This window comes from Micromonospora sp. R311, assembly GCF_056780015.1.
In genome coordinates, this window is sequence record NZ_JBSWCE010000002.1 from 173,905 (window position 1) to 187,036 (window position 13,132).

Annotated in this window: 13 protein-coding genes; 4 read left to right on the plus strand and 9 right to left on the minus strand. The window is 74.4% G+C overall.

What is annotated here, in order from left to right; translation table 11 throughout:
* Positions 1–242 precede the first annotated feature (242 nt).
* The 3 genes from AC1WTP_RS02200 to AC1WTP_RS02210 all read right to left on the minus strand — a co-directional run bounded on the left by AC1WTP_RS02200 (position 243) and on the right by AC1WTP_RS02210 (position 3,280).
* Positions 243–608, minus strand: a complete 366-nt coding sequence (locus tag AC1WTP_RS02200) for a WhiB family transcriptional regulator (protein ID WP_167179640.1) — start codon at positions 606–608, stop codon at positions 243–245.
* 131 nt (positions 609–739) lie between these two features.
* On the minus strand, positions 740–997 hold the full coding sequence (locus AC1WTP_RS02205; protein ID WP_481647555.1) for a hypothetical protein: 258 nt from the start codon (positions 995–997) through the stop codon (positions 740–742).
* Positions 998–1,126: 129 nt separating this feature from the next.
* Positions 1,127–3,280: an ATP-dependent DNA helicase UvrD2 gene (locus AC1WTP_RS02210; RefSeq protein WP_481647556.1), complete on the minus strand. Its 2,154-nt coding sequence runs from the start codon at positions 3,278–3,280 to the stop codon at positions 1,127–1,129.
* 90 nt (positions 3,281–3,370) lie between these two features.
* Here AC1WTP_RS02210 and AC1WTP_RS02215 point away from each other — a divergent pair, with 90 nt between their 5' ends.
* A complete protein-coding gene (locus AC1WTP_RS02215) occupies positions 3,371–3,613 on the plus strand; it encodes a mycoredoxin (protein WP_481647557.1) in 243 nt (80 codons plus the stop codon).
* Between the two features lie 97 nt (positions 3,614–3,710).
* On the opposite strand, the gene AC1WTP_RS02220 is transcribed toward AC1WTP_RS02215, so the two are convergent.
* The gene (locus tag AC1WTP_RS02220) at positions 3,711–5,009 is read right to left on the minus strand and encodes an MFS transporter (protein WP_481647558.1); all 1,299 of its coding nucleotides are present in this window, start codon (positions 5,007–5,009) and stop codon (positions 3,711–3,713) included.
* A 228-nt stretch (positions 5,010–5,237) separates the two neighbouring features.
* Here AC1WTP_RS02220 and AC1WTP_RS02225 point away from each other — a divergent pair, with 228 nt between their 5' ends.
* The 3 genes from AC1WTP_RS02225 (at position 5,238) to AC1WTP_RS02235 (ending at position 7,010) form a co-directional block, all read left to right on the plus strand.
* Positions 5,238–6,215 carry a helix-turn-helix domain-containing protein gene (locus tag AC1WTP_RS02225; protein ID WP_481647559.1) on the plus strand — a complete coding sequence of 326 codons (978 nt, stop codon included), beginning with the start codon at positions 5,238–5,240 and terminating at the stop codon, positions 6,213–6,215.
* Positions 6,216–6,288: 73 nt separating this feature from the next.
* Positions 6,289–6,525, plus strand: coding sequence for a DUF397 domain-containing protein (locus AC1WTP_RS02230; protein WP_481647560.1), 237 nt, complete (start codon positions 6,289–6,291; stop codon positions 6,523–6,525).
* Positions 6,526–6,740: 215 nt separating this feature from the next.
* Positions 6,741–7,010 (plus strand): hypothetical protein, encoded by a 270-nt coding sequence (locus tag AC1WTP_RS02235; protein WP_481647561.1) that lies wholly within the window; start codon positions 6,741–6,743, stop codon positions 7,008–7,010.
* Positions 7,011–7,144: 134 nt separating this feature from the next.
* Here AC1WTP_RS02235 and nudC read toward each other — a convergent pair whose 3' ends face one another.
* From nudC to AC1WTP_RS02260, 5 genes are all read right to left on the minus strand, one after another.
* Positions 7,145–8,101 carry an NAD(+) diphosphatase gene (gene nudC, locus AC1WTP_RS02240; RefSeq protein WP_481647562.1) on the minus strand — a complete coding sequence of 319 codons (957 nt, stop codon included), beginning with the start codon at positions 8,099–8,101 and terminating at the stop codon, positions 7,145–7,147.
* Positions 8,102–8,177: 76 nt separating this feature from the next.
* Complete coding sequence (locus AC1WTP_RS02245; RefSeq protein WP_481647563.1) at positions 8,178–9,521, minus strand: M16 family metallopeptidase; 1,344 nt, start codon at positions 9,519–9,521, stop codon at positions 8,178–8,180.
* A 56-nt stretch (positions 9,522–9,577) separates the two neighbouring features.
* On the minus strand, positions 9,578–10,888 hold the full coding sequence (locus AC1WTP_RS02250; protein ID WP_481647564.1) for a M16 family metallopeptidase: 1,311 nt from the start codon (positions 10,886–10,888) through the stop codon (positions 9,578–9,580).
* A 193-nt stretch (positions 10,889–11,081) separates the two neighbouring features.
* Entirely contained in the window at positions 11,082–11,297 is a 216-nt protein-coding gene (locus tag AC1WTP_RS02255; protein ID WP_481647565.1) for a hypothetical protein, read from the minus strand.
* A 348-nt stretch (positions 11,298–11,645) separates the two neighbouring features.
* Positions 11,646–12,965 (minus strand): DEAD/DEAH box helicase, encoded by a 1,320-nt coding sequence (locus tag AC1WTP_RS02260; protein WP_481647566.1) that lies wholly within the window; start codon positions 12,963–12,965, stop codon positions 11,646–11,648.
* Positions 12,966–13,132: the final 167 nt, after the last annotated feature.

A 13,132-nucleotide genomic window follows, 5' to 3' on the forward strand; every position in this document is an offset into this window, starting at 1 on the left:
GTCAGAGAACGCCCAGGTCACGCGCCGACTGCTGGCGGCTGTTCATCGCGACGGTACGGGCGGATCGGGTTGCCTCAGTGCTCGTGGTGATACGACCGGCCTGAGGCCGGCGCATTCGAGCCCGGGACAACGCTTCGTGGAGTAGTTGCATCTCGAAAGCTCCGTTCGGAACGTGCAGCATGGTGGTCAGCTCTCTCGTCGCCGGTGCGACACCGGCGGGGTGGATACGGATCGGGTTCATGTCAGGCCGCCAGCCGGACCGCGTTGCGTGCCCCGGACAGCCCACTGGCCGCCAGGCGCGCCTCGGCCTCGACCCGGAGCGCGGCGTCACGGGCGACGTCCTCCTTGCGCGGACGGCCACGGGGCCGCTTGCGCGGGACGACCGCGCCACGCTCGAAGATCTCGCCACCCCAGACGCCCCAGGGCTCGGCCCGCTCCACCGCACCGGCGAGGCACTCGACGCGCAGCGGGCAGTCCCCGCAGAGCGACTTGGCCAGCTCGAGCTCGGCGGGCGAGTCGGAGAACCACAGGTCGGGGTCGAACTTCCGGCAGGGCAGGTTCGCCTCCAGCTCGACACTCACGTCGAGCGGGGCCAACGCCAGACTCATCGCCCGGTCACCTCTCTCTCACTTCGATCTCGTGGATCGCATTTCCGACGTACTTCGGCGGGACAAAAACTGAGGCCGCGGATCCCGGTGTGCGGGTTCCGCGGCCTCGAGGTGAGCCGGTGGTCTGGTGGTCAGACCGGTCTACCTCGAGGTGGAACGCCGCGGACATCCGTGCGCTTCTTGGCGCCATCGATGCCCATGCCCGTGAGGCCACTGATCCCCTGGACTCCGTTCGGCACGGTGGCGAGGATCAGCTCGGCCTGAGCCTCGACCTGGTGCACCTGCGGAGCCGACGGTCGCGTGGCCGCGACGGCAACCCGGACAGCCGACAGCGGAGCGACGGCAGCGGGCAGCGCCGCCGGACGCTCGTTGATGTAGAAGATCTCCATTGGTGCCACCTCCCTGACGTTCTCTCGTATCGGCTCGGTCTCAGCCTCTTGAGCAGCCCGAATGGCGCCGCTCGCGAGGTGTGTCATGAGGCTATTCCTCGCCCCGGGGCGAGGGCAAACGATTTACGGCTAGATTTCAAAAGTTTTCTTCGGGCAGACGTCGTCCACCGTCGCGCCCCCCACCAGCGCCAGCACCGACTCCCCGTAGAGGCCCAACTTGCGCGGTCCGATGCCGGCGATCGCGATGAGTTCCTCGGGGCGGCCGGGCCGGCGTTCGGCGAGCGCGGTCAGGGTGGCGTCGGTGAACACCACGTAGGCCGGGACCTTCTGCGCGCCGGCCACCCGCGACCGCCACTCGGACAGCCGCTCGTGCAGTTCCTCGTCTATGTCGGACGGACAGGTGGCGCAGCGGCCGAGCTTGCGGTCCGGGCCGGCGAGCAGGGTGGCGCCGCAGATCCGGCAGGACACGATCTGGGTGCGGCGCCGCTCCGGCCGCCGGGCCGGCCCGGCGCCGGCCCGCTCGGCGCCGCCGGAACGGTCGAGCTGGGGCAGGAACCGGGTCGGCCGCCGGGCCCGCCCGCCCGGCGAGCGGGCCGAGGCGTACGACAGCCAGAGCCACTCGCGGGCCCGGGTGATGCCGACGTAGAGCAGCCGGCGCTCCTCCTCGACCTGCTCGGCGGTCTTGGCGTACGTGGTGGGCAGCGTGCCCTCGGAGAGCCCGACCAGGAAGACCGCGTCCCACTCCAGGCCCTTGGCCGAGTGCAGGGAGGCCAGCGTCACCCCGTCCACGGTCGGCACGTGCTGGGCGGCGGCCCGGCGGGCCAGCTCGTCGTTGAAGTCGGCCAGGGTGACCGGGCGCTCCACCGCGGCGGCCTGGCCGATCGGCAGCACCTCGGGGGTCGCCGCGTACTCCTCGGCGAGCTGGACCAGCGCGGCGAGCGCCTCCCAGCCCTCACGGGCGGCCCCGCCGGCCGGGGCGGCGTCGGGCGCCCAGCCGACCGCGGCGAGCGCCTCGACCACGGCGGCGGACAGCGGGGTCTCCCCCGGGATCGAGCGGGTGGCGGCCCGCAGCGCCACCATCGCCTGGCGCACCTCGGCCCGCTCGAAGAACCGCTCCGCCCCCTGCACCTGGTACGGCACGCCCACCTCGGTCAGCGCCTTCTCGTACGCCTCGGACTGCGCGTTGGTGCGGAACAGCACGGCGATCTCGCGGGCCGGGGTGCCGGCGTCGACCAGCGCCCGGCAGCGGGCGGCCACCGCGGCGGCCTCGGCCGGCTCGTCGGTGAAGATCCGCAGCTCCGGTTCGGGGCCGGGCGGACGCTGGCCGAGCAGTTCCAGGCGCAGCCGCGCCTCGGCCCCGCGGGCCTGGGAGATCACCGCGTTGGCCAGCCCGACCACCTGCGGGGTGGAGCGGTAGTCGCGGACCAGCCGGACCACGGTGGCGCCCCGGTAGCGGCGGGGGAAGTCGACCAGGTAGGCGGAGGTGGCGCCGGTGAAGGAGTAGATCGTCTGGCTGGCGTCGCCGACCACGGTCAGGTCGTCGCGGCCGCCGAGCCAGGCCTCCAGCAGCCGCTGCTGCAGCGGGTTGACGTCCTGGTACTCGTCGACGACGAAGTGCCGGTACTGGCCGCGGACCTGCTCGGCGACGTCGGAATGCTCCTCGATCCCCCAGACGGCGGCGCGCAGCATGTCCTCGAAGTCGATCACCCCGTTGGCCCGCTTGAGGCGCTCGTACGCGGTGAAGACGTCGGCGACCTTCGCCGGCTCGTGCGGGGTGTCGCGCAGCGCCTTGGCCGCCGCCACCACGTACTCCCCGGGCTCGACCAGCGACGACTTGGCCCACTCGATCTCGCCGGCGAGGTCCCGCGCGGCGGCCCGGTCGGTGCGCAGGCCCACCTTCGCGGCGGCGAGGGTCACCAGCCGGACCTTGCTGTCCAGCAGCTCGGGCATGGCCCGCCCGGCCAGCAGCCGGGGCGCGAAGTAGCGCACCTGCCGCAGGGCCGCCGCGTGGAACGTCCGCGCCTGGACACCGTGCACCCCGAGCACGGTGAGCCGGGCCCGCATCTCGGCGGCGGCCCGGGCGGTGAAGGTCACCGCCAGCACGTGCCGGGCCGGGATCTCGCCGGAGAGGGCCCGGTAGGCGATCCGGGAGGTGACCGCCCTCGTCTTGCCGGTGCCGGCGCCGGCCAGGATGCAGACCGGGCCGGCCGGGGCGGTCACCGCCGACCGCTGCTCCGGATCCAGCCCGGCGAGCACCCGATCGGTCGCTGAGTGAACCACCACAGCTCGGAATTCTCGCAGCCGGGCCGGACGTTGCAGCGGTTAGCCTTGGCTTGATCGGCAAGCCGTGGCCGAGCGTTGGAGGATCTGACCATGTTGACGATGTATTCCACCTCCTGGTGCGGCTACTGCCACCGGCTGAAGTCGCAGCTCGACCGGGAGGGCATCGGGTACGAGGTGGTCGACATCGAGCAGGACCCGCAGGCCGCGGAGTTCGTGATGAGCGTCAACGGCGGCAACCAGACCGTCCCGACGCTGCGCTTCGCCGACGGCAGCGCCCTGACCAACCCCTCCATCATGCAGGTCAAGCAGCACCTGGCCAGCCTCGCCGGCTGACCCGCAGCACCCCGCCGGAGCGGTCGCCCACCGGGCGGCCGCTCCGCCGCGTTTCCGCCCCGCGTTTCCGCCCCGCATCCGCCCGTTGATCATGACGTTATCGCCCGCGCGGCCGGCGTGTCGTGACGACAACCTCATGATCGACGGGGTGGCGCGGGGACGGGACGGGACGGCGGGGGGTCGGGACGGGGGTGCGGGGAGAGGGGGCGGGGGTGGGGGGCGGGGTGAGGGTGCGGTGGTGCCAGAGGTAGCCGCCGGCCAGCAGGGTGACCAGGCCGATCAGGGCGAACAGCAGCCGGTAGTCCAGCACGCCCACGAGCAGCGCGCCGACCCCGATGGAGAGCGCCTGCGGGCCGCTGACCACCGCCTCCGCGGCCGCGGCGACCCGGCCGATCAGCCCGGCGGGGGTCCGCCGCTGGATGAGCGTGTGCAGCCCGACCATGGTCAGCGGCAGCGAGACGCCGGCCAGCAGCACCGCCGCGAAGCCGAGCCACAGGCTCGGGTACGCCAGCGCCAGCGCGGCCGGCCCGAAGAAGGCGACCCCGGCGGCGAGCGTGCCGACCTCGCCCGCCCGGCGTACCACGCCCGCGGAGAGCAGCCCGCCGATCAACCCCCCGACCCCCTGCACGGTGACCAGCACGCCGACGAACGCGGCGTCCCGGCCGAGCCCCCGGTCGACGTACGCGAAGATCAGTGACTCGCTGATCCCCATCACCAGCGAGCCCAGGCCGTAGCCGAACAGCGCCCGGCGCAGCGCCGGCTCGCCGGCCAGGTGCCGCAGCCCCGCGCCCAGCTCGGCGGGCCAGCGCAGCCGCACCTCCGGCGCCGGCGTCTCGGGCACCCGCAGCGCGCCGACGACGACGGCCGCGACCAGGAACCCGACCATCGCCAGCGCGGCCAGCAGCCACCCGCCGACGGCGGCGTAGAGCCCGGCGCCGGCCAGCGGCCCGATCAGCCGCAGCCCCTGCCGGACGGTCTGCAGCACGCCGTTCGCCTCGGCCAGCAGCTCGGCGGGGACCAGGTGCCGGATGAGCCCGCTGAGCGCCGCGCTCAGCGTGATGTACGACAGGCCGTACAGGGCCGCCACCGCGTAGATGATCCACACGTCGGCCCGGTCCCGGACCGCGAACAGCGGCGTGAGCAGTACCGCGGTGGCCAGGTTGACCAGCACGAAGAAGGGCCGCCGCGGATGGCGGTCGACGAACCAGCCGACCAGCGGCGCCGCGGTCATCGGCGCGATGACGGCGAAGATGGTGGCGCCGGCCAGGCCGTCCGATCCGGTCAGGTCCTTCACCCAGACGGCGAGCGCCAGCAGCAGGATCGACTCGGCGCCCATGCTGGCCAGCAGGCCGGCGAAGAGCAGGCGGAAGTCCGGGCGGCGCAGGACGGTGCGCATGGGTCCCTCCGGCGGGGTGGCCCGCGCCCGGGGGCGCGGTCGGGGAGGCGGGGGTCGGGCCGGGACGGCGGCCCACCGGCCGGGCATCCCCCTCCACGGTCCTCTTTTCTGCAAGACACGCCCTCGCCGGAACCACCGACGCCGGTCGCGCCGTCCATACTGACCGTGGGGGGCGAATTTCATACAGTTACCGTCGCGTCCGCGGCGGTCGACGGGAAAGAGGACGCCGTGCCTCCTGCCTCACCGAGCCCGATCCTGCGTCGTCGCAGGTTGGGCATCGAGTTGCGCCGGTTGCGCGAGACCGCGGGTCTCACCGGGGACCAGGTCATCGAGCGGATCGGCTGGGCCTCCGCGTCCAAGTTGTCCCGGCTGGAGAACGGCCGCAGCCGGCCGGACCCGCAGGACGTCCGCGACCTGCTCGATCTCTACGGCGCCGACGAGGCGCTCCGGGAGGAGCTGCTGGGCATCACCCAGGAGGCCGGCGACATGCGCGGCTGGCTGCGCTCCTACCCGGCGATGACCCAGCAGCAGCGCGGCTTCGCCGAGCTGGAGGCGGGCTGCGCGGAGATCTGCGAGTACAACCCGGTCCTGGTGCCGGGGCTGCTGCAGACCCCGGGCTACGCACGGGTGCGGATCGCCTCGGCCCGGCAGGTCGGCGAGGACGCCGGCGACCCGGACGCCGAGGACACCGAGACCCAGGTGCAGGCCCGGCTGGCCCGCCAGAAGCTGCTCACCCGGGGCACCGACGCACCCCGCTACACCGCCGTGCTGGAGGAGGCGGCGCTGGGCAGGCGGGCCGGCCCGCCGGAGGTGCTGCGCGAGCAGTTGGTGCAGCTCTGCGAGCTGGCCATGCTGCCGAACGTCACGCTGCACGTGCTGCCCCGGGACACCCAGATCGGCGAGGGATACCTCCCGCCGACCGCGTTCTCCCTCTACCGGTTCGCCGATCCCCTCGATCCGGAGACCCTGGCCATCGAAGGGGGGTTCACCGACGTCATGTCGACCGAGGTAAACACCCTAAATCGCTATAAAGTAGTGTTTGAGTGGTTACGCACGGCGGCGCTCTCCGCATCGGACACCCTCTCCTGGCTGATCGAGGCGACGGGGCGGCTGACCGAGACGGCGGCCCCGTCCACAGTGGCGTTCGGGCCGGCAACGGCGCCCGTCCAACGCCGCCGGCATTCCGGGCGCCTGACCGAACGGTGATCCACGGGGGACCTCGGGTCGGGACGTGCGGCGCCACTCGCTAACCGCAACGCTTCACCTCAGGAGTGGCACGATGAACGAATTCCGCAACACGCCGTCCGTCCTCGCGCAGCTGGCGGACGCCCCGTGGCGTACCAGCACGCGCAGCCAGACCTCCAACTGCGTCGAGGTCGCCCCGCTCCGGACCGGCCCGGTCGCGGTTGCCCTGCGGGACAGCAAGGATCGCGGCGGCCCGGTCCTGCTCTTCGAGCGCGCGGGTTGGCTGGGTTTCCTCGCCGGCACGAAGAACGGACAGTTCGATCTGGACTGATCCGGTGATCGCTGCGGGGCCGTCGGCACGATGCCGGCGGCCCCGTCGCATGTGCGGGGTCCACGACCACGCGACCCACCATCCGCCGAACGGACGATGCTGCGGTCGATCATCGCGTTCGGGTTGCCGACTCGACCACGCGGCGTAACATGACCCCCAGAGTGACGTGGAACTTCCACCCGTTCCCATCCGTCGCGGTACATCCGGAGACCGACATGCGGTTCCTGATCGTTCGTACCGACATCCGCGCCGCCGCCGACGTGGACATCGCCGCCGCCTGGGCCGGCGGGGTCCGCCTGCGGGACGAGACCACCACTCCGGAGCCGCGCCGCCAGATCGTCCACGCCGAGGATCGGGACGCCGCCCTGCTGCTGGCCCGGGCGCTGTCGACGGTCGGCGCGGTACGCGCCGGCCGGCAACGGGTGAAGGTGCTGCCGCTCGACGAACCGGCCCACCGGCGCCGGTTCCCCGGCCCCGGCAGCTGACCGACGTCCGTCGTGGTCGGACCGGCTCCCCCGCCGCGTTTCCTTGCCCCACCGACCACGGCGGCCCGTGTTCCCGGCTCGTGACCGTCGCGGCAACGGCGGTCACGAGCCGGGACCGCACGAGCCCTCCCCCGTCAGCGGTCGCCGTCCACCCAGCCGTCGAGCCAGCGGTGGATCAGGAAGAGCGCGATCGACGACGGCGGCGGCAGGACCAGCCGGGCACCGCCGACGTCCACCGTCCGCCCGGCCAGCGCCGCGCCGATCTCCCGCCGGGTGAACCACCGGGCGTACGCGATCTCCGCCGGGTCGAGGTGCACCGGATGCTCCGGATCGGCGGTGGCGAGGAAGCCGAGCATCAGGGAGCCGGGGAACGGCCACGCCTGGCTGCCCACGTACGCGATGCCCTCGACCGGGACGCCGACCTCCTCGCGGACCTCGCGCAGCACCGCGGCCTCGGCCGACTCCCCCGGCTCCACGTAGCCGGCCAGGCAGGAGAACCGCCGCTCGCCGGGCGTCCCCGGCCAGGCGGCGTTGTTGCCGAGCAGGCACCGCCCGTCCGGGCCGGGCCGCCCGTCGTGCACCAGCACGATCATCGCCGGGTCGGTACGCGGCCAGATCCGGTCGCCGTCCGGGTCGATCCGGGACCAGCCGGCCTCGTCGACCTCGGTCGGGTGGCCGGTCGCCGACGAGTAGCGGTGCCGCAGGTGCCAGTTGACCAGCGCGAGGGCGGTGGTGAAGAGCCCGGCGTCCCGGTCAGGAAGCAGGTGCCCCACCTCCCGCAGGTGCGCCGCGCGGGTGCCCGGCACCGTCGGCAGCGGGGCGTCGACCGCGAAGACCGGAACCCCGTCCGACTCGACGCCGAGGAACATCGGTGGGGCACCGGCGGCCGGCGGCACGTCGGCCGGGCCGAGCAACACCAGCACCGGCGGGGTCACATCGCTACGCACCAGCGCCCGACCCTCGTTCGCCGAGTCGAGCACCAGCACCCGGGCCCGCGTCCACGCCTGCGCCAGCCAGGCCGGGTCGGTACGCCGGTGCGCGGCCCGGTCCAGCGTGGAGCGGGCCAGCGGTGGCGCGGCCTCTCCGCTCATGCCGGCACTCCGCTGCGCTGCCGGCCGCCATGAGGCACCACCGCGCTGAGCCGGATGGTTCGCCCGCTGCGCTCGCTCATGCCCCCACCGGCGCGACCTCGACCGGCGCCAGCGCGGCCAGCGCCGGCGCGATCCGCTCGGCGTCACCCAGCACCACGGTGACCGCCCGGGCCGGGGCGAGGTAGCGGGCGGCCGCCGCGGCGACGTCGTCGACGGTCGCCTTCGCCAGCCGGGCGGCGTGCTCGGCGAGGAAGTCCAGACGCAGCCCGTTGCCGGCGTACGCGCTGGTCAGCGAGGCGAGCCCGGTCTGGGTGGCCATGCCGAGCTGGAGGGTGCCGAGGGCGTACTGGCGGGCCTGCTCCAGCTCGTCCGGCTTGGCCGGCAGCGAGGCCAGCCGGCCCAGCTCGTACATCGTCTCCAGCAGCGCCGGCCCGGTCACCTCGGTGGCCACCTCGGCGGCCGCGACCAGCACCGAGCCGGCCACCGAATGCTCGACCAGCGAGTGCGGCCCGTATGTGTAGCCCTTGTCCTCGCGGATGTTCTCCACCCAACGGGAGGAGAAGTAGCCGCCGAAGACCAGGTTGGCCAGTTGCAGCGCGGCGTGGTCGGGGTGGGTGCGCGGCACCGCCGGCAGCGCCACCCGCAGCGACGACTGCACCGAGAGGGGCCGGTCGACCAGCAGCAGCGGGCCCGGCTCCAGCGGCGGGGCGGGCGGCAGGTCGGCGGTGTGGCCGGCGCCGTTCCACCCCGACAGGGCCTTCTCGGCCGCGTCCAGCGCCCGTTCCGGCTGCACGTCGCCGACCAGCACCAGCACCGCGTCGGCCGGGTGCACCCGCTGGGCGTGCAGGGTGCGCAGCACGCCCGGCCGGACCCCCCGGACCTGCTCCGGCCCGGGGGTCTGCACCGCGTACGGGTGCCGGCCGTAGATCCGCTTGAGCAGCGCGGTGCGGGCCAGGTGCGCCGGCTGGCTCTGCGCCACCTGGATCCGGTCGACCAGCCGGTCCCGCTCGGTGGCGACCTCCCCGCTCGGGTAGGTCGCCCCGGTCAGCACCTCGGCGAGCAGCTCCAGCATCCGGTCCAGCCCGGTGACCAGGCTGACGCCGGAGAGCATCAGCCGGTCCGGGTCGATGCCGGCGGAGAGCCCGCCGCCGACCTTCTGCAGCTCGGCGGCGAGCTGCACGCTGGTCATGGTCTCGGTGCCGGAGAGCAGGGTCTGCGCGAGCATCGCGCCGCGGGCCAGGTGGGCGCGGCCGAAGGGCATCCAGAGCCGCAGTTCGACCAGAGGCACCGCGGGTCGGCGTACCGCGATCACGGTGAGGCCGTTGCCGAGCGTCCGCTCGGCCTGCTTCGGCAGCTTCAGCTTGCGGGTGGGGCCGAGCGGCGGCAGGGCCCGCGGCGCGGTCGGCACGGTCGCCGTCACCTCGCCCTCCTTCGTTCGCGACTGCGGGGCTCGCAACCCCGGCTCACTCCTCGCGCTCACCGGGCACCTCCGGCGATGACCTCGACGGACGCGCGGCGCTCCGGCCGCAGGGTGGCCGCGGCGGCCCGGACCTGCTCCTCGGTGACCGCGCCGACCAGTCGGGGCAGCTCGTTGAGCAGCCCCGGCTCGCCGCGCTGCTGTTCGAGCACCGCCATCCGCAGCGCCCGGGTGAGCACGGCGTCGGTGTCCCGCAGCAGGTGGGTGGCCATCCTGGCCTGGGTGCGGGCCAGTTCGCCGTCGGACAGGCCGTCGGTGGCCAGCCGGTCCAGCTCCTCGTCGACCGTACGCAGCACCTTGTCCACGTCGCCGCCGGGTGGCAGGTGCGCCTGGAGCAGCAGCGCCGTCGGGTCGCGCACGTCGAACGGGTCGCCCATGAAACCCAGGTAGCCGCCGACGCTGGTGACCGTCCGGTCGCGCAGCACCAGCCGCTCGACCAGGCGGGACGCGTCGCCGTCGGTGAGCACCTCGGCGAGCACCACGTAGGGCAGGTAGCCGGCGAAATCGGCGACCGGGTCGGGCACCCGCCAGGCCGAGGCCACCGCCGGCAGCGGGGCCAGCTTGTCGGCGTACGCGGTGCGCCGCTCGACGGTCAGGTCCGGCTCGGTGAAGTCCGGCCGCTCGGGTGCGGGCCGGGCCGGCACGTCGCCGAAGTGCCGTCCGATCAGCTCGGTCGCCTCGGCGACGTCGATGTCGCCGCTGACCGCGAGCACGGCGTTGCCGCTGGCGTAGTACCGGCGGAAGAAGTCGGCGGCGTCGGCGACGGTCGCCGACTCCAGGTCGACGAAGGAGCCGTAGCCGTCGTGCGCGTTCGGGAAGGTGTCGAACAGGACCGGCGGCAGGGTCAGCCAGGGGAACCCGCCGTACGGGCGGTTGAGCACGTTGACCCGGATCTCCTCCTTGACCACGTCGACCTGGTTGCGCAGGTTCTCCTCGGTCAGCCGGGGGCCGCGCATCCGGTCGGCCTCGAGGAAGAGCGCGCGCTCCAGCGCGTTGCTCGGCAACGTCTCGAAGTAGTCGGTGTAGTCCAGGTGGGTGGAGCCGTTGAAGGTGCCCCCCGCACCCTGCACGTGCCGGAAGTGGGCCAGCTTCTCCAGGTTCTCCGAGCCCTGGAACATCAGGTGCTCGAAGAGGTGGGCGAAGCCGGTGCGTCCCTCCGGTTCGGAGCGGATGCCGACGTCGTAGACGACCGCGACCCCGATCACCGGTGCGCTGCGGTCCGGGGTGAGCACCACCCGTAGGCCGTTGTCGAGGCTGAACCGCTCGACCGGGTACTTCGTCGCTGGAATTTTCGCTCTCCGCGTCGGCACGTGATCGACACTAGCGCGTCGGCACCCCGGTTACCGGCGACCTTCGTCGAGCCGGGCCGGAGCGGCTCGCGGCGTCGGTCGGCGTGGCCGGGCCGGTGCCCCGCCGACCCGACCACGCCTCGCACCCCGTGCCGCGCCGACCGGGCCCGCCCCTCCGCGGGCGCCGGTCCGGCCGGGGTACGACGACCGCGGCTCAGCCGGCGGTCGGGTCAACCTGCCCGGCCCCGGCGGCCGGGTCCGACACGTCCACCGCACCGGCGGGGCTGTGCAGCTCCACCGGGGCGGCCCCGCCGGGCGTGGCGTGCCAGGGCGTGAAGACCGCGACCGTGGCGAGCAGCAGCCCGGCGGCCGCGACCGCGACCACGAACAGCAGCTCGCGCAGTGCCGTCGAGCCGGTGTCGCCCGCCATGGTCATCCCTCCCCCGCCGATCCGCCCGGCCGTTCCCCCCGTCGCCAGCCTCGGCGACGGGCGGAGCCGGCGCAGTCGGCCACCCGACCCAACCGGCGCTGATTGCCGACTCAGCCGCTGGTCACCCGCGTCACGGGCCGGGCGGGTTCGCGGTGCGGGCGGACCATACGAGGCGGCGGCGACATTCCTCAGCGGCGTACAGGGCCGGTCGGTCGCGCCCGCCACTCGTGGCGCGGGCGACCGATGCGGCCGGGCGGGCGTCCGGAAGCGCGGGCGGTGCGGCCGGCGTCAAAAGGCGCGGGGGCGGCGCCGCCGGCGTCAGGAGGCGCGGGGGCGGCGCGGCCGGCGTCAGGAGGCGCGGGGGCGGCGCGGCCGGCGGGGCCGGCCGGAGGCGCGGTGCGGGGTACGGGAGCCGGCCCCACCCGGGCCGTCGCCGGCGCGGGCGCCGGTGACACGGGCGGCCGGAGCCGCCGGGGCGGCGACGGTCACCGGCACGCCGGACGGCTCCCGGGCGCCGGTCGCCCGCACCAGCGCCGCGTCGCCGGGGCGGACCTGGGCCGACTGCGGCCTGATGCCGGCGGTCGCCATCAGGCGCGACACGTCGCGGCGCTGCTCGGGCAGGACCAGCGTGACCACCGTGCCGGACTCACCGGCCCGGGCGGTACGCCCACCCCGGTGCAGGTAGTCCTTCGCCTCGGCCGGCGGGTCCACGTTGACCACCATGTCCAGCCCGTCGACGTGGATGCCCCGGGCCGCGACGTCGGTGGCGACCAGCGCGGTGACCTGCCCGGTGCGGAACTGCTCCAGGATCCGGGTGCGCTGCGGCTGGGACTTGCCGCCGTGCAGCGCCGCGGCGCGGACCCCCTTGGCGAGCAACTGCCGGGCCAGCCGGTCGGCGCGGTGCTTGGTGCCCATGAAGAGGATGGTGCGGCCCTCGCGGGCGGCGATCTGGGTCAGCGTGGCGGGCTTGTCCACCGCGTCGACGTGCAGCACGTGGTGGGTCATCGCGGTCACCGTGGCGGTGCCGGGGTCGACCGAGTGGGAGACCGGGTCGGTCAGGAACCGGCGGACCAGCCGGTCCACGCCGCCGTCCAGAGTGGCGGAGAAGAGCATCCGCTGCCCGTCCGGGGCGACCTGCTCCAGCAGCTTGGTGACCTGCGGCAGGAAGCCCATGTCGGCCATCTGGTCGGCCTCGTCCAGCACGGTGATCGCGACCTGGTCGAGCCGGGCGTCACCGCGGTTGATCAGGTCGTGCAACCGGCCGGGGGTGGCCACGACCACCTCGGCGCCGGCGCGGAGCGCGTCCGCCTGGCGCTGCAACGACAGGCCGCCGACCACGGTGGCACAGCGCAGCCCGACGGCGCGGGCGTACGGGGCGAGTGCGGTGGTGACCTGCTGGGCCAGCTCACGGGTCGGCACCAGCACCAGCGCCAGCGGCCGACCCGGCCGGGCCCGGCGGCCGGCGGTGCGGGAGAGCAGCGGAAGCCCGAAGGCGAGGGTCTTGCCGGAGCCGGTGCGGCCCCGCCCGAGCACGTCACGGCCGGCGAGCGAGTCGGGCAGGGTGGCCGACTGGATCGGGAACGGCTCGGTGATGCCCTGCGCGGTCAGCGCGGCGAGCAGGCTCGGCGCCAGCGCGGTGCCGGCGAAGGAGGGTACGACGGTGGTCAACAGGAGGCCTTCCTCGAGGCGGCACGTGTCGAGGAAGGCGCCGGAGGCGGCGCTGTCACCGGCGGAAGAAAGCCGCGGTGGTCACAAGCACGAACCGAAGGGGTACGGGGCCGGCCCGCCGCGTGATGGGCGGGCCGGCCACCGTCACCGCGCCCGGAGGGCGCGGT